Below are 16,354 nucleotides of genomic sequence, written 5' to 3'. Positions count from 1 at the left end.
CTACTGACTAAACGTGTGACGACGCTGCGGTCGTGGTGTTCGAAATCGGGCTCAATGCTTGCCGCGGGCGATCGCGCCCTTGGCGGCGTCCACCACCGCATCGGTGGTGATGCCGAACTTCTGGTACAGCACCGGCGCGGGCGCCGAGGCGCCGAAGCCGGTCATGCCGACGAAGGCGCCGCCATCGCCGATCCAGCGACGCCAGTCGGTGTCGCGCGCCGCCTCGACGCCGACCCGCGGCGCGGTGCCGAGCACGCCGGCCCGATACGCGTCGTCCTGTTCGGCGAACAGTTCGAAGCACGGCGCCGACACCACCGCCGCCTTGATACCATCCGCCTCGAGCTTGCAGGCGGCTTCGAGCGCCAGCGACACTTCCGAGCCGGTGGCGATCAGTGTGACATCGCGCTGGCCGGGATCGATGACCAAATAAGCGCCACGCGAAACCGGATTGTCGGTGACCCCGTTCGGCCGCGGCAGCGTCGGCAGCGCCTGGCGCGATAGCGCCAGCACCGAGGGGCGGTGCGTCTGCTTCAATGCGGCGTCCCAGGCCTGCGCGGTCTCGATCGCGTCGGCCGGGCGGAACACCAGCACGTTCGGGATCGCGCGCAGCGAGGCGACGTGCTCGACCGGCTGATGGGTCGGGCCGTCTTCGCCGAGGCCGATCGAGTCGTGGGTCATCACATGGATGACGCGCACGCCCATCAGCGCCGCGAGGCGGATCGCCGGCCGGCTGTAGTCGGCGAACACCAGGAAGGTGCCGCCGAACGGGATGAAGCCGCCATGCAGCGCGATGCCGTTCATCGCCGCCGCCATGCCGAATTCGCGGATGCCGTAGTGCAGATAGCTGCCGCCAAACGCGCCCGGCTTCACCGAAGCGGAGCCCTTGGCCTGCGTCAGGTTGGAGTGCGTCAGGTCGGCGGAGCCGCCGAGCAGGTTCGGCGACGCCGGCACCAGCGCGTTGATGGTGAGCTGCGACGCCTGACGGGTGGCGATCGACGGCTGCTCGGACGCGAAGCCGGCGATCAGCGCCTTCAGCGCCGGCTCGTAGTCGGCCGACAGCTTGCCGGCGAGGTTGTTCTCGAAGCCGGTGCGGGTCGCGGCATCGAGGCCACCGAGGCGCTGCGTCCAGGCCTGATGCGCGGCCTTGCCGCGGCTCCCGGCCTCGCGCCAGCGCGCCAGGATGGCGTCCGGCACTTCGAAGGCCGGATACGGCCAGTTCAGCGCCGCGCGGGTCTTCTCGATTTCCTCGGCGCCGAGCGGCGCGCCATGCGCCTTCTCGGTGCCGGCGACCTTGGGCGAGCCGAAGCCGATGGTGGTGCGGCAGGCGATCAGCGACGGGCGATCGCTCGCCTTGGCGGCTTCGATCGCCGCCGCCACCGCGTCCGGATCATGGCCGTCGACACGGGTGGTGGCCCAGCCCGAGGCGGCGAAGCGCGCGAGTTGATCGTCCGAGCAGGACAGCGAGGTGTTGCCGTCGATCGAGATGTGGTTGTCGTCCCACAGCACGATCAGTTTGTTCAGCTTGAGGTGGCCGGCCAGCGAGATCGCCTCGTGGCTGACGCCTTCCATCAGGCAGCCGTCTCCGGCGATCACATACGTATAGTGATCGACCAGCGCGTCGCCGTAGCGCGCGTTCATCATGCGCTCGGCGAGCGCCATGCCGACCGAGGTCGCGAGCCCCTGGCCGAGCGGGCCGGTGGTGGTCTCGACGCCTTGCGTGTGGCCGTATTCCGGATGACCGGCGGTCTTCGAGCCCCACTGCCGGAACGATTTGATTTGGTCGATCGTCATCTCCGGATAGCCGGTCAGATGCAGCAGCGCGTACAGCAGCATCGAGCCGTGGCCGGCGGACAGCACGAAGCGGTCGCGGTCCGGCCACGCCGGATCGGCGGGATCGAACTTCAGGAAGCGGGTGAACAGAACGGTGGCGACGTCGGCCATGCCCATCGGCATGCCGGGATGGCCGGACTTCGCCTTCTCCACCGCGTCGATGGCGAGGAAGCGGATCGCGTTCGCCATGTCGCGATGGCTGACTTGATCGTGGAGTTCGCGTGCGGGGATGTTCAAACCGGCCTCCCGGGAATGGTGTTACGAAGTGTCGTCATTTCACGCCGCGCTTGCGGTCGATCAGCTGCATGATCAGCGGCGTCAGGATCAGCTGCATCGCCAGATCGAGCTTGGCGCCGTGGATCACGATCGAATTGGCGCGCGACATGAAGCTGCCCTGGATCATCGACAGCAGATAGGCGAAGTCGATGCCGCGCGGGTTCTTGAAGCGGATCACCACCATCGATTCGTCGGCGGTGGGAATCCAGCGGGCGATGAACGGGTTCGAGGTGTCGACCGTCGGCACGCGCTGGAAGTTGATGTCGGTTTCGGCGAATTGCGGCACGATGTAGTGCACATAGTCCGGCATCCGGCGCAGGATGGTGTCGGTGACCGCCTCGGTGGAGTAGCCGCGATCGGCGCGATCGCGATGCAGCTTCTGAATCCACTCCAGATTGATCACCGGCACCACGCCGATCTTGAGGTCGGCATGCTGGGCGACGTTCACCTTGTCGGTCATCACCGCGCCGTGCAGACCTTCGTAGAACAGCAGGTCCGAGCCCTCCGGCAGCGAATGCCACTCGGTGAAATTGCCCGGCGGCACGCCGTGAAGCGCCGCTTCCTTGTCGTCGTGCACGTAGGTGCGGGTGCGGCCGGTGCCGGTCTCGGCGTAGCTTTTGAAGGTCTGCTCCAGCTCCTCGAACAGATTGGTCTCGGGGCTGAAATGGCTGAAGTGACGATTCCCGCGCTCGGCTTCCTCGGCCATCCGGGTGCGCATGTCGACGCGGTTGTAGCGGTGGAACGCGTCGCCCTCGATATAGGCGGCGTTGACGTTCTCACGGCGGAAGATCTGCTCGAAGGTCCGCTTGACGGACGTCGTGCCGGCGCCGGAGGAGCCGGTGATGGAAATGATCGGATGCTTACGGGACATGGGGACTAACTTCCAGATGTACGAATAATCAGACGCGGAACAGGCCGCGACGGCCGAACAGCGGCGCGGTGCGCGCGGCGGCGCTCGGATCGGTGTGCAGCAGCTCGATGCGGTTGACCTTGTCGATCGAGCCCATGATCAGCGGCGAGCGCTGATGGATGGCGCGGGCGGTGAGATCGAGTACGCGCTCACGTCCGGTCGATGCGCCGCCACCGGCCTGCTCCATCACGAAGGCCATCGGATGGGTTTCGTACAGCAGCCGCAGCCGGCCCTCGCCGTAGCCGGGACGCTGATCGGCCGGATACAGGAACACGCCGCCGCGGGTGAGGATGCGATAGGCTTCGGCCACCAGCGAGCCGATCCAGCGCATGTTGAAGTCCTTGGCGCGCGGACCGTCGGCGCCGGCGAGGCACTCGTCGACGAAGTCGCGCACCGGCTGCTCCCAGTGGCGATGGTTCGAGGCGTTGATGGCGTATTCGGCGGTGTCGGCCGGGACCTTCACGCGCTCGCGGATCAGCCGGTAGGTCTTGGCCTTGCGGTCGAGCGTGAAGATGTCGACGCCGTCGCCGAGAGTCAGCACCAGCGACGTCTGCGGGCCGTACACCACGAAGCCGGCGGCGAGCTGACAGCTCCCCGGTGCGCTGAACGGCGTCACACCGGGCTCGTTCGGGATGATCGAGAAGATGGTGCCGACCGTCATGTTGGTGTCGATATTCGACGAGCCGTCGAGCGGATCGTAGGCGATCGAGATCGGCGCCTGCGGATCGCCCATCATCAGGGTGTCCGATTCCTCGGAAGCGAGCGCCGCGTAGGGCACGTCTTTCATCGCCGCGATGATGGTCTCGTCGGCCTTGACGTCGAGATCCTTCTGCACGTCGCCGTCGGCATTGGCCGAGCCGTGCGCCGCGCCGGTGATTCCGGCCAGCGCGCCCTGACCGATCAGCTCGGAGATCTCCACCGAGGCACCGGCGATCGCGCCGACCGCCGCCGCGACCGCTCTCTTCCGCGGATCCGTCCCGTAGGACTCCAACAGACGTGATAGCGTCTGACCCTGATCCATGACTGTCCCCCACAACGAAGCCTGACTTGCCATCCCTCCGGCTTCGGTGCCGGGAGCTTGTGAGCCGAAGGGCGACATAAGCAAAGCTTGAATTTCCTTGGTACCACCTCAGGAATTTTTATATCCCAGCGAACGCAACCGCACATGGGTACCGCAGACACGGCGGGGCGCGGCCAATCCTGCACACTTAGTTGAACGCTGACGTGATTTAGATCAGAACGGATGGGGATAATTCACCAAAAAGGCGAACATCGACTTCGCCGCAACCGCGCCTTAGACTTTCGCCTCAACGCGCCACGCGAGCATGAGCGTGAGGACCGCCAAGGCGGCCTCCACTTGACGCTTCCGCAGCTTCTCTGAAACATACGAAAGTTGAAACGAAACAACAGCCGTGAGGGTCAAGGCGGGAATGCCCCTCGCGGAGCCAAGGGGGAAACGACATGACTGAGGCAGTGATGGCCGGCGCGGAGCCGTTCGCATTCGGTGGCGGCAAGACCGGCGTTCTGGTGCTGCATGGATTTACCGGCAGTCCGCAGAGCATGCGCTATCTCGGCGAACGTCTCGGTGAACGCGGCTATTCGGTGCTCGGCCCGCGCCTGCCCGGCCACGGCATCTCGCCGGCCGCGATGGCCAAGACCACCGCCAATGACTGGGTAGCTTGCGCCGAAGACGCGCTGCTCGAACTGTCCGCCAAGTGCGACAAGGTATTCGTCACCGGTTTGTCGATGGGCGGTACGCTGTCGCTGTATCTGGCCGCCCTGCATCCCGACAAGGTCGCCGGCGTGATCCCGATCAACGCCGCCGTGCAGGTCGACTCGCCCGACATGGCGGCGGTGGCGTTCGCCCGCAACATGCCGGAGTTTGTGCCCGGCATCGGCTCCGACATGATGGATACGTCGGTCAAGGAGCTGGCCTACGACCAGGTGCCGGTGACCTGTTTCAAGCAGGTGATCGGTCTCGCCGCGGCCGCACGCGCGCTGCTGCCGAAGATCACCTGCCCGACCTTCGTGATCAACTCGCGGGTCGACCACGTGCTGAAGCCGCACAACGCCACGATCATCGCGAGCCATGTCGGCTCCGATCGCGTCGAGCTGCTGTGGCTGAACAACTCCTATCACGTCGCCACGATCGACAACGACAAGGACCTGATCGCCAGCGAACTGCACAGCTTCGTGCAGCGCCAGCTCTGACGCGCTCAGAGCCGCGCCTGCAGCACCTGGCTGATCTCGTCGTCGGTCAGCACGATCGGATTGGTCTTCATGCTGGAGCCGCGGCTCGCCGCGACGATGCGGCCGACGTCGCTTGCGGACACGCCGAGCGATGACAGCGTCGGCAGCGCGAGGCGCTGGGTCCAGTGCTCCAGCGTGGCGACGAGGTTGTCGCAATCCGCCTCGGCGTTCGCGCCTTCGCGGCCGGACAGCAGCCGGCCGATCTGCGCATATTTGGCGAGCGCGCGGGACTGCGGCTCGCGGGCGCGGAGCGCCGCGATGTTGACCCGCGTCGCCGCCGCGAGCAGCGTACCGCACACCACGCCGTGACCGATCGGGAAGTAAGCGCCGAGCGGCGACGCCAGCCCGTGCACCGAGCCCAATCCCGTCTGCGCCAGGCAGATACCGGATTGCAGCGACGCATAGGCCATCCCCGACATCGCCTCCGTCGCAGCCGCGCCGCCCTCGTACCAGGCCAGCAGCCCATCGCGCGCCGCGTGCAGACCGGACAGCGCCAGTGCATCGGTGAAGTCGTTCGCGCCGGTCGAGACGTAGGACTCGAGGAGTTGCGTCAGCGCGTCCATGCCATTGGCGGCGATCAGCTCCGGCGGGCAGCCGGCGAGCAGCTCCGGATCGACCAGCGCGATTTCAGCGACCAGCGCCTCGTCGCGAAACGACTTCTTGAAACCGTCCGGCCCATGGCGTGAGAGCACGGCATTCTTGGTCGCCTCCGAGCCGGTGCCGGCCGTCGTCGGCACCGCGATGAACGGCGTCGCCGGGCCGCGATATGGCAGCTCCGGGCCGACGCCTTCGAGATGGTCCATCACCGAATTGCCGGGCTTCAGCAGTCCCGCTATCGCCTTGGCGGCGTCCAGTGCGCTGCCGCCCCCGAGGCCGATCACCACGTCGATCTTCGCATCGTGCCAGTCGCGCACGGCGGCATCGACCAGCTCCGGCGACGGCTCACCGCTGACCGTCACACGCTCGCAGCTCAGCCCTCGCTCGGCGAGCTCCGCCAGCAGCGGCGCTGCGTAAGGCGCGGCGTCGAACGAATGCGCGCCGGTGACCAGCAGCACGCGGCGGCCGTAGCGCGCGGCGAGGTCGGGCAGTTTGGCGATCGCGCCGGCGCCGAACTGGATGCGGGGCAGACGGGCGATCGAAAAGGGAGAGATCATCAGATGCTCGGATCAGGTCCGCGCATCGAACGGCGCGGCTCGGTCAACACCGGCGCGAGGGCTCGCGCCGCGCCGCCATTACGCGGCGCAGCCCCGAGGTTAGCAGGTTCGGCCGGGCGGCCGCTACGGCGCGAGATATTGCAGCAGCCGGGGATCGTTGCGGACTTCCTCGGCGGTGCCGGTGAGCGCGACACGGCCGCGGTCGAGCACATAAGCGCGGTCGGCGACGCGCAGCGCCAGATCGAGATGCTGCTCGACGATGATCACGGCGATGTCCTTGGCTAGCGCCACCAGCCGGTCGGTGATCTCCTCGATCACGCCGATCCACACGCCCTCGGTCGGCTCGTCGAGCAGCAGCACGCTCGGCTCGGACAGCAGGGCTCGGCCGATCGCCAGCATCTTGCGCTCGCCACCCGACAGCGTGCCGGCGGCCTGATCGAGCCGCTGGCCGAGCTTGGGGAACATCTCCAGCACGCGATCGACCGCACGGCTGTCTTTATTCGTCAGCGCCCCGACCGCGAGATTGTCGCGGATCGACAGCCGCGCGAACACCGGATGGTCCTGCGGCACGTAGCCGAAGCCGGCGCGGATGCGCTGCTCGGTCGGCAGCTTGGTGACGTCGCGGGCGTCGAGCGACACCTGGCCGCGCTTCACCGGCAGTTCCCCCATGATCGCCTTCATCAGCGTGGTCTTGCCGGCACCGTTGCGGCCCAGAATGGCGACGCCGCCGCGCCACGGCGCCGACATCGACACGCCGAACAGCACCTGACTGCGGCCGTAGCCGGCGTCGAGATCGCGAATATGGAGATAATGATCCTCAAGCACGGCGGAGATAGACCTCCTGGACCTTCGGGCTCGCCTGGATCTGCTCGATCGAGCCGGTGTCGAGCACCGCGCCCTGATCGAGCACGGTGAGGCGGTCGCAGATATCGCGGATGAAATCGAGATCGTGCTCGACGATGACCAGCGAGCAGCGGGACTTGATCGGCTCCAGCAGTTCGCCGGTGACGCGGCGCTCCTCGAGACTCATGCCGCCGGTCGGCTCGTCGAGCAGAAGCAATTTGGGTTCGGGCGCCAGCGCCATCGCGATCTCCAGCCATTGCTGCTGGCCGTGCGACAGCGCGGCGGCGGGCTCGCCGGCGCGATCGACGAGGCGAAACTGCTCGAGCATCGCCATCACCTTGTCGTGCAGCAGCCCGCGGGTGCGCGAAAACATCAGCTTGCCGAGTGCGGTCTGGCCCTGCAGTGCCAGCAGCACGTTGTCGTACAGCGTCAGCGCCGGCAGCACGCTGGTGATCTGAAACTTCAGACTCATGCCGCTGCGGGCGCGCTCCGCCGGCGACGCCGCGGTGATGTCCTGGCCGTCGAAGGTGACGCGGCCTTCGGTCGGCACCTCGGCGCCGGCGATGCACTTCATCATCGTGCTCTTGCCGGAACCGTTCGGCCCGATCAGCCCGTGAAACTCGTTGGGCTGAACGATCAGTTCGGCGCCGTTGAGCGCTGTGAGCTTGCCGAAGATCTTCTTCAGACCGCACGCCTCAAGCAGGGCCATGGCCGCGCTCCTTCTTGCCGGCCGCCGGCGGACGTCCGAATTCGCCGATGCGCTCGCGCTCGCTAAGCACCAGGCTGATCAGCCCGGCCGGGCGGAACAGGATCACCGCCAGCATCAGACAGCCCAGGATGATCGGCCAGATGTCCTGATAGTTGTTCGACAGCCAGAACGACACCAGCTCGATCACCACGGTGCCGATCACCGCGCCGATCAGCGTGCCGGAACCGCCGAACAGCACGTAGAGCACCACCTGCGTCGACATCACCACGCCGAGCATATTGGGCCAGACGAAGCCCTCGTGGAAGGCATAGAGGCTGCCGGCAAGACCGGCGATCGCGCCGCCGAGCGAAAAGATGATCGCCTTGATGTGCTGGACCTTGTAGCCGAAGAACGCGATGCGTTGCTCGTTCTCGCGCAGGCCGGCCAGCGCCAGGCCGAATTGCGACCGCACCAGGAAGCGGCAGCCGAGATAGACCAGCAGCAGGATCGCCAGCACGAAGTAGTAGAAGACCGGCCCCTCGGTCAGATCGTAGCTGCCGATATGCATCGGCGGGATCGACGGGATGCCATTCTGGCCGCCGAGATAATACCAGCCGCGCGCCAGCCGGTCGAACGCATAGGAGCCGGTCAGCGTGCCGAGCGAGACGAAGATGACGCTGGACGGGTTACGGCCGAGCAGCAGGAAGCCGCCGATCAGCAGCGCGATCGCGAAGCCGATCAGCACGCCGGCGGGGATCACAAGCAGCATCGAGGTGATGTCGAGATCGCGCGCCAGCAGCGCCACGCCGTAGCCGGCCGATCCGAAGAACACCGCCTGGCCGAAGCTCATGATGCCGGAATAGCCCCACACCAGATCGAACGACAGCGCGAACAGGCACAGGATCAGAACCCGCGTGCCGAACACCGTCAGATAGTCCTGCAGCACCAGTGGGAGCAGCAGACCGATCGCGAGCAGCACGATCTCGATGATCGGCAGCACTTTGCGCCGGCGTTTAATCCGCGGAGGAGCGACGGTGTCGAGTGTCGACGAGGTTTCAGCCATCGATCCGCCGATTCTCGGATGAAGGAGCAGCGCGCGAGAGTGCGCGACCGAATGAAGGTGCAGAAGGCGCCGCGAAGCGATCATGGCACCGCCTCTCGTCACGTCGTCCCCGCGAAGGCGGGGACCCATACTCCGCAGCCTCTCGAGAGAAGCCCGGAGGCAGCTGCCTTTCCCCACCGCAAGCGCCAGGGGTTATGGGTCCCCGCCTGCGCGGGGACGACTCGTCGTAAGCGCAGTGCATCAGCATTCCTTCGGGTCGACCAGACCCTTGCTGCGCTCGACGATCTCATAGCTGCCGTTCTTGGCGACCGCCGTGTACATGTTCATCTTGCAGTGGCGCTTGCCGGGAACCATCTCGGCCGGGCCGCCGGGACCTTCGGCGATCTTGGCGTGATCGAGCGCCGCGGCGACGCCGTCGCGATCGATCTTGCCGGCCTCCTTCACGGCCGCTTCCCACAGCTTCAGGCCGCGATACGTGCCGGTGGCGGCGCTGCCGGCGGCGAACAGGAAGGTCCCCGGGAAGGCCTTGTCGTATTCGGCCTGGATCTTGGCGCTGACCGGATCGTCCTTCGCCACGGCCTTGAAGTAATCGAGGCAGCTCGCCAGACCTTCGATCTCGGCCGGCTGGTTGATGCCCAGCGTGTTCTCGTCATAGTACACGCAGGCCAGACGGCCGCCGTTCTTGAGGAAGCCGGCTTCGTAGAGCTGCTTGAAGAACGGCCCGACGCCCGGCGGAATGATGGTGTTGAACACCACGTCGACCTTGTTGGAGATGATGCGGTTGACGGTCGACGAGAAGTCGATCTGATCGAGCGGATAGTACTCCTCGAGCACGACCTCGCCGCCATTGGCCTCGATCACCTTGCGGGCATAGGCATTGAGCGTGTGTGGCCAGACGTAGTTGGCGGACGGCAGGGCGAATTTCTTGCCGCCGTTCTTGATCAGCCACGGAATGAATTCGTCGCACTGCTGCGCCGGCGTCGGGCCGGTACAGAACAGGTTCGCGGTGCATTCCTTGCCTTCGTAGAGCTGCGGATAGATGTACAGCGTCTTGCCGCGCGAGACGATCACGTCCTTGATGGCGTTGCGCATCGACGAGGTAACGCCGCCCAGCACCATGTCGACCTTGTCGCGCTGGATCAGCTTGCGGACGTTACCGACGGCGACGGCTTCGTTCGAGGCGGTGTCCTCGATGTAGAGTTCGAGCGGACGGCCGAGCAGACCGCCGGCGTCGTTGATCTGCTTGATCACCATCTTGGCGACGTTGGCGTCGGCGTTGCCGGCGTAGCCGATCGGGCCGGTGAGGTCGGTGGCGATGCCGACCTTGATCGGGCCGGCGGCCGCGTTGGCCCAGCCGGCCGGGACCACCCAGCTGCCGACGCCGGTGGCGATCGCGGTGCCGGCGAAGGCGAAGTTGGAGAGGAAGCGACGTCGATTGAGCTGGAAGTTGGAGTCGCTGGACATCAGGCTAGATCCCTTTTCCCGAAACGAGGCCCTGCGGCCGGAACTTGATGAAGATGATCGCGAGCACGAAGACGAGCACGTCGGCGATCACCGGCTGGATGACCCAGGGCAGCGCCGCCGACAGCGTGCCGATGATGCCGGCGCCGGCGACCGGACCTGCGAACGATCCGATGCCGCCGACCATCACGGCGACGAAACCCTGGATCAGGAAGCGCAGGCCGAGATCGGCGAACAGCGAGAACACCGGGACGATCAGCGCGCCGGCAAGACCGGCCAGCGCTGCGCCGAACGCGAAGGTCGCGCCGTAGATCGCGTTGGTGGAGATGCCGGAGGCGCGGGCCAGCGCCGGATTTTCCAGCGAGGCGCGGACGCGCAGGCCGAACGAGGTGCGCGACAGCAACAGATAGCTCGCCACCATCACCAGCGCGGTGATGACGATGATCACCAGCCGCCAGGTCGAGAAATGCATCGAGCCGAGCGCGACCGAACCGCCGATCGGCTCCGGCACGGAGATATAAAGGCCGCCGATCAGGCCACGGACGATTTCGCGGATGATCAGGCCGAGCGCGTAGGTGCCAAGCATCGCGACGATCGGCGCGGCGTAGAATCGTCTGACGATCAGTCTCTCAAGGACAAATCCTAACGCACCGACGACGAACGGCGCCGCGACCATGCCGGTCCACACCGGCAGGCCCGCGGTGTAGGCCAAGTAGGTGACATAGGCACCGAGCAGGACGAATTCGCCCTGCGCGAAGTTGAAGATCCCCATCATGCTGGCGATGATTCCGAGGCCCAGCACCACCAGCACCACGATGGCGCCGAAACTCAGAATCTCGAACAGGGCGACGAGCAGATTTTCCATTCGACCTTTACCGGATGGAGGAGCAAGCGTTGATGCGCGCGGGCGATCCGGAGCGCCGAGACGCGGCGTTCCGGATCATGCGCCTCACATCTTCTTCCAGTCGCCGGCCTGCTCGAAGGCATGCGCGGCGCGGTAGATGGTCGGTTCGTCGAAATGCTTGCCGATCAGCATCATGCCGACCGGAAGGCCATCGACCATGCCGCACGGCACCGACATCGCCGGATGATGGGTGATGTCGAACGGCGCGGTGTTGCTGATCATCTCGAAGGCGCGGCCAACGACTTCCTCGCGGCTGGCGCCCGGCGCCGGCAGCGGCGTGGCCTTCATCGGCGTCGTCGGCATCAGCAGCAGATCGTACTGCGCCAGCGCCGCGTCGTACGCCGCGGTGATGCGGCGGGAGATGTTGACGGCCTTGCCGTAGTAGCGCGGACCGAAGGTGTTGTTGATGTAGGTCCCGAGCAGCAGGAACAGCTTGGTCGTCTCGGACAACGAATCCGCCTGGTCGCGCCAGCCGCGGTGCGCCTTCATCAGCGCCGTCGAATACAGGTCCGCGCGGCTGAGACCGTAGCCGTCTCCGAACATCATGGTCTGGGCGATTCCCTCGGCGCCAATCGGCGTCCATACGGCGCCCGCAACGAGATGCGCCGGGATCGAAATCTCCTCGACCGTCGCGCCCAGGCTGGCGAGCCGCTTGGCGGCCTCGCGAACGCTTTCGTTCACCGCGGTTTCGGCGCCCGGCTGATCGAAGCCTTCCTTGACGATGCCGATCTTCATGCCCTTGACGCCGGTGCCGAGCGCCTTGGTGTATTCGTGCACGATCGGCGCGCGGATCCGCGGATCGTAGCCGTCGTCGCCGGCCAGCACCTCGAGCAGCAGAGCGTTGTCGGCGACCGAGGCGGTCATCGGACCGGTGTGGTCGACGAAGATCTCGATCGGCATGATGCCGGTGTAGGGCACCAGACCCCAGGTCGGCTTCATGCCGTAGGTGCCGCTGAACGACGACGGCATGCGGATCGAGCCGCCCTGGTCGCCGCCGATCGCCATGTCGGCCTCGCCGAGCGCGACTACGACGGCGCTGCCCGAGGACGAACCGCCGGCCGAGTAGCCCATCTTGTGCGGATTGTGCACCGGGCCGTTGGAGCCGGTGTGGCTGCCGCCCGAGATGCAGAAGTGCTCGCAATGCGTCTTGCCGAGGATCTCGCCGCCGGCATCGAGAATGCGGGTGACGATGGTGGCGTCGAAGTCCGGCATGAAGCCTTCGAGCGTCGACGAGCCGTTCATCATCGGCACGCCGGCCAGCATGATGTTGTCCTTGAGCGCGACGGTCTTGCCCTTGAGCTTGCCGGAGGCCGCGCCCTTGACGCTCGACTTGCGATACCAGGCATTGCGCGGGTTCTCGTCCGCGCCGGGCGTATAGCCGGGCGTGCGCGGATACTTCACCAGCGGCACTTCGTCCGGCAGCATCGCCACGACATTGTAGGCGTCGACCGAGGACTGCATCAGGGCGCGGAAGGAGGTCACGTCCTCATCGGTGAGGGCCAGGCCGCACTGATCGGCGACATCGAGAAGCTGCGTGGGGGTGGGAAGCGAGACTGCCAAGATTGATCTCCTGCGCGTGGACCGGTCGACGGCGCCGGTCCGGGGACGACCGGCGGCGGCCCAGCGGCCGCTGCGTCATCTTGTTACTACATACAGAAATATTTTCGATTTCAAGTATTATTTTGAAGGGCCGACGAAGCGGCGCCGCGCCGGACTCAGAAGGCGCGGATCAACTTGAAATCCAAACCGTCGGCCTGAGCGAGATGGATACTCATCCGCGCGCGGCCGTCCCGGATCGCAACCGGGCCGCGCGCGCCGCGATAGACGATGTTCTTGCCGGCCGAGAGCAGCGGCCGCGGCGCCAGCGTCTGGGCCTTCTGCGCGACGGCTTCGAGAAATCGCAGCCCTTCGTAGTTGGACTGTCCGACCGAGCCGATCGGCGGCGCCGTCGGGCCGAAGGCACGCACATAGGACGCGCGGAATTCGTCGTTCTCGAGCGAGTCCTGGCAGCCGAAATAGCCGGACGCACAGAACAGGTTTTCTGTAGCGTCGGCACCGATGCCGAGCAGCACCGTCTCGTCCATCGCGCCGGCGAGCCGCAGGATGCCGGCGGATAGGCCGCATTCGGCGAAGCTGCGATTGAAGGTGACGCTGTCGGTGCCGATCAGCGAGATCAGCACGACGTCCGGCCGCGCGGCGCGAATCCGCGCCAGATGCCGCTCGTGATTGTCCTCGCCGAGCGGGACGAACTCCTCGCCCACCACCTGCCCGCCGGCGTCCTTGATGTAGGTCTTCACCGCACGGTGCGACAGCCACGGCCAGACGTAGTCGCTGCCGATCAGATACCAGCGCTTGGCGTGCTTGACCTGGGTGAGCCAGTCGATCGCCGGACGGCTCTGCCAGCGCGGCGTCTCGCCGATCGTCAGAACGCCCGGCGCGCGCTCGCCGCCCTCATAGACCGGCGTGTAGATGTACGGAACGCGGCCGCGGATGGCGTTGCGCAACGCAACGCGGACGGCGCTGATATGCGAGCCCATCACGATGTCGACGTCTTCGTCATCGACCGCACGGGCGACGCGCTGGACGACATCCTCGATCGGACCGCCGGCGTCGTACATCACCAGTTCGATTTCGCGCCCGAGAATGCCGCCGCGCTTGTTGATCTCGGCGGCCGCGAGCAGCGATGCGTTGCAGCAGGCCGGGCCCCACAGACCGGGGGCACCCTGGAAGGTGACGAAGTTGCCGATCCGAAGCTTGCTCCGGGCCCGCCGCGCCGCGGCGCCCATGCCGTCGCCGGGACAATCGATCCACGCCGCGTCGTCGAGCGAAGACACCCGGTCAAGCACGCCCAGTGGCGGCGGAACGGCCGCACCGTTTCCGAGATCCCCGATCGAGAGCACACCCTCTCCTGACTATTGGCGCGGGCATCCTGCGAAAGTCCTGTCCGCACGGAGACGAATGCTATTCGAAAATATTGAACTTTCAAGAATTGATGTGCATATAGATGCAGCAAACTGAGCATCTGATTCATTCAATCCGAACGATAAAGTCCCAGCCGTGGCCAAATCGCCCAGCCGCAATCCGCCGATCACCGAACATCTCGCTTATCTGCTCGCCCAGGCGAACCGGGAGATCAACCGGCAGCTCGAGGCACGGCTGCGCGACGAGAATGTGCCGGTCGAGCAGTGGCGCATCCTCAAGGTGCTGTCCGACGGCAAGGGCCACTCGATGGGCGAACTCGCCGAGGAAGTGCTGCTCAACCACCCGACGCTCACCAAGATGATCGACCGGATGGTGTCGGACTCGCTGGTCTATCGGGCGCAGGATCCGGAAGATCGCCGCAAGGTCCTGATGTACAGCTCCGAACGGGGCAAGGCGCTGACCCAGCGCCTCAATGCGCTGGCGCTGAGCCAGGAAGCGCATATCGCCGAGAGCTACGGCGACAAGGCGACCGCCGAGCTGAAGCGTCTGCTCGAAAGCCTGATCGACGCCGCGACTTGAGCGGCTTCGTGCCGCTGGACCATCATCTCCGGCTGCCGGCCGCCTCGCCTTCACCGCAGGCGCGACGAGGTTAGGAACCGGGCGGAGCGTGGGGCTTTGGACCTGTGCCGACATGGCGACAGGAGCAAGCCGATGACCACGCAAAATCCCACCGACGATCAGGCGGAACGCGAGCGCATCCAGCGCAAGCAAGGCGGCCACCACATGCCGCCACGCCCGGAAGATGGTCCGCCGATGGACGACACCGACCGCAACTCCGACAAGGTGATCAAGCCGTCGCGGCGGCCTTAGTTTTTAGCCCGCGACCTCTCCCCGTCATTGCGAGCGCAGCGAAGCAATCAGAAACCCAGTGCACCGGGCTGGATTGCTTCGTCGCTGCGCTCCTCGCAATGACGGAGGTGGTGTCGCCTGCCAAATTCACACTGGGTTTCTCGGCGGGACTGACCAATTACTTCTTCCCAAGCAGCGTCGTGTAGCTCGCCGGGATCCAGACGAAGCGCGTGCCGGACGGCACGATGTGGCCGATGCCCGGAAACGCGATGTGCGCCGCGGCGATCCAGGTGCCCGTGGTTGCCGCGTCGGCGAAGATCGCAGTGCGCTGCGCTTCCGCTCCGAACGGATCGCTGTCGTAAGTCAGCGTGATCGCCGGATCGCGAAACTGGAGCGGCGCGACGTGGACGAGATCGCCCCAGACCAGCAGCCGCTGGCCGTCGCTGCTGACTTCGTAGGAGGTGTGGCCCGGCGTGTGCCCTGCGGTCGGGATCGCGCGGATGCCCGGCGACAACTGCTCGCCATCCTTGAACGGCTTCAGCCGCCCCGACCCCTGATACGGCTTCAGCGAGGCGCGGTCGCCTTCGAACATCGACTTCAGAAATGCCGGCGCCTTGCCCTCGCTGGCCGGATCGAGCCAGTAATCGACGTCCTTCTGATTGACGCGGACGACCGCGTTGGGGAACGCAGCCTGGCCATGCGGCGCGACGCCGCCGACGTGGTCGGCGTGCAGATGCGTCAAATAGATCTCGTCGACCTGCTCGGGCTTGTAGCCGGAAGCGCGCAAATTCTCGATCAGATGGCCGCAGCAATCGCCATAGAGGCTGCCGGCGCCGCTGTCGATCAGAACCAGCCTGTCACCGGTGTTGACCAGGAACGCGTTGATGGCGCCTTCGAGCGGGATCGACAGCCGCTCGGCGGCGAGCAACGCTTCGGCCTCCCCGGGGTGTATGTCGGAGAGCTGGACCGCGCGGCGCGTCCCGTCGGCGGCGGCTTCATTGCGCAGCATCACCTTATTGACCGGAAAGGTGTGGGTGCCGTCGAGCAGCGCCGTGATCTCGAACTTTCCGAGCATCATCCGATAGTAACCGGGCGCCTGCGTGCGCACCTGTGGCGCGGCCGCCGCGGCCGCTTCAACACCGCACAGAAACAGCGGCAATCCGAGAAGGACGACCTTGAGCGACTTCATCTTGCGTCTCCTTGC

At 66.1% G+C, this 16,354-nt stretch carries 15 protein-coding genes; 3 read left to right on the top strand and 12 right to left on the bottom strand.

All coding sequences use genetic code 11. The features are described from left to right. Positions 1 to 51: 51 nt before the first annotated feature. Genes tkt through ACFFJ6_RS01865 form a run of 3 tightly spaced genes read right to left on the bottom strand, consistent with a single transcriptional unit; the run spans position 52 to position 4,037 of the window. Positions 52 to 2,067 (bottom strand): transketolase, encoded by a 2,016-nt coding sequence (gene tkt, locus ACFFJ6_RS01875; RefSeq protein ID WP_378383768.1) that lies wholly within the window; start codon positions 2,065 to 2,067, stop codon positions 52 to 54. 34 nt (positions 2,068 to 2,101) lie between these two features. After that, positions 2,102 to 2,977: a phosphoribulokinase gene (locus ACFFJ6_RS01870; protein WP_378383766.1), complete on the bottom strand. Its 876-nt coding sequence runs from the start codon at positions 2,975 to 2,977 to the stop codon at positions 2,102 to 2,104. Between the two features lie 28 nt (positions 2,978 to 3,005). Next, positions 3,006 to 4,037 (bottom strand): class 1 fructose-bisphosphatase, encoded by a 1,032-nt coding sequence (locus ACFFJ6_RS01865; protein ID WP_378383764.1) that lies wholly within the window; start codon positions 4,035 to 4,037, stop codon positions 3,006 to 3,008. A gap of 440 nt (positions 4,038 to 4,477) precedes the next feature. Here ACFFJ6_RS01865 and ACFFJ6_RS01860 point away from each other — a divergent pair, with 440 nt between their 5' ends. Beyond that, positions 4,478 to 5,227: an alpha/beta hydrolase gene (locus ACFFJ6_RS01860; RefSeq protein WP_378383762.1), complete on the top strand. Its 750-nt coding sequence runs from the start codon at positions 4,478 to 4,480 to the stop codon at positions 5,225 to 5,227. Between the two features lie 5 nt (positions 5,228 to 5,232). Here ACFFJ6_RS01860 and ACFFJ6_RS01855 read toward each other — a convergent pair whose 3' ends face one another. The 8 genes from ACFFJ6_RS01855 to ACFFJ6_RS01820 all read right to left on the bottom strand — a co-directional run bounded on the left by ACFFJ6_RS01855 (position 5,233) and on the right by ACFFJ6_RS01820 (position 14,279). Continuing rightward, positions 5,233 to 6,420: an iron-containing alcohol dehydrogenase gene (locus ACFFJ6_RS01855; RefSeq protein WP_378383760.1), complete on the bottom strand. Its 1,188-nt coding sequence runs from the start codon at positions 6,418 to 6,420 to the stop codon at positions 5,233 to 5,235. Between the two features lie 123 nt (positions 6,421 to 6,543). Then, a complete protein-coding gene (locus ACFFJ6_RS01850; protein WP_378383758.1) occupies positions 6,544 to 7,245 on the bottom strand; it encodes an ABC transporter ATP-binding protein in 702 nt (233 codons plus the stop codon). Continuing rightward, entirely contained in the window at positions 7,238 to 7,972 is a 735-nt protein-coding gene (locus ACFFJ6_RS01845) for an ABC transporter ATP-binding protein (RefSeq protein WP_378383756.1), read from the bottom strand. Before ACFFJ6_RS01845 ends, ACFFJ6_RS01850 begins: the two co-directional genes overlap by 8 nt. Beyond that, positions 7,959 to 9,014: a branched-chain amino acid ABC transporter permease gene (locus ACFFJ6_RS01840; RefSeq protein ID WP_378383754.1), complete on the bottom strand. Its 1,056-nt coding sequence runs from the start codon at positions 9,012 to 9,014 to the stop codon at positions 7,959 to 7,961. The genes ACFFJ6_RS01845 and ACFFJ6_RS01840 overlap by 14 nt, the downstream gene beginning before the upstream one ends. Before the next feature lie 240 nt (positions 9,015 to 9,254). Continuing rightward, on the bottom strand, positions 9,255 to 10,478 hold the full coding sequence (locus ACFFJ6_RS01835; RefSeq protein WP_378383752.1) for a substrate-binding protein: 1,224 nt from the start codon (positions 10,476 to 10,478) through the stop codon (positions 9,255 to 9,257). A gap of 4 nt (positions 10,479 to 10,482) precedes the next feature. Then, entirely contained in the window at positions 10,483 to 11,340 is an 858-nt protein-coding gene (locus tag ACFFJ6_RS01830) for a branched-chain amino acid ABC transporter permease (protein WP_378383750.1), read from the bottom strand. A gap of 84 nt (positions 11,341 to 11,424) precedes the next feature. Further along, complete coding sequence (locus ACFFJ6_RS01825; RefSeq protein WP_378383748.1) at positions 11,425 to 12,939, bottom strand: amidase; 1,515 nt, start codon at positions 12,937 to 12,939, stop codon at positions 11,425 to 11,427. 155 nt (positions 12,940 to 13,094) lie between these two features. Beyond that, on the bottom strand, positions 13,095 to 14,279 hold the full coding sequence (locus tag ACFFJ6_RS01820) for a substrate-binding domain-containing protein (RefSeq protein ID WP_378383746.1): 1,185 nt from the start codon (positions 14,277 to 14,279) through the stop codon (positions 13,095 to 13,097). A gap of 157 nt (positions 14,280 to 14,436) precedes the next feature. On the opposite strand from ACFFJ6_RS01820, the gene ACFFJ6_RS01815 reads away from it, so the two are divergent. Together ACFFJ6_RS01815 and ACFFJ6_RS01810 are read left to right on the top strand one after the other, a co-directional pair. Beyond that, the gene (locus ACFFJ6_RS01815) at positions 14,437 to 14,880 is read left to right on the top strand and encodes a MarR family winged helix-turn-helix transcriptional regulator (protein ID WP_378383744.1); all 444 of its coding nucleotides are present in this window, start codon (positions 14,437 to 14,439) and stop codon (positions 14,878 to 14,880) included. Positions 14,881 to 15,012: 132 nt separating this feature from the next. Continuing rightward, positions 15,013 to 15,171 carry a hypothetical protein gene (locus ACFFJ6_RS01810; protein ID WP_378383741.1) on the top strand — a complete coding sequence of 53 codons (159 nt, stop codon included), beginning with the start codon at positions 15,013 to 15,015 and terminating at the stop codon, positions 15,169 to 15,171. 157 nt (positions 15,172 to 15,328) lie between these two features. On the opposite strand, the gene ACFFJ6_RS01805 is transcribed toward ACFFJ6_RS01810, so the two are convergent. Next, the gene (locus ACFFJ6_RS01805) at positions 15,329 to 16,339 is read right to left on the bottom strand and encodes an MBL fold metallo-hydrolase (RefSeq protein ID WP_378383739.1); all 1,011 of its coding nucleotides are present in this window, start codon (positions 16,337 to 16,339) and stop codon (positions 15,329 to 15,331) included. Positions 16,340 to 16,354 lie beyond the last annotated feature (15 nt).

The organism is Rhodopseudomonas telluris (assembly GCF_042432815.1).
Taxonomy (GTDB): Bacteria; Pseudomonadota; Alphaproteobacteria; order Rhizobiales; family Xanthobacteraceae; genus Rhodopseudomonas; species Rhodopseudomonas telluris.
Note: the sequence above shows the minus strand (reverse complement) of the source record. Positions and strands in the feature narration are given on the sequence as shown.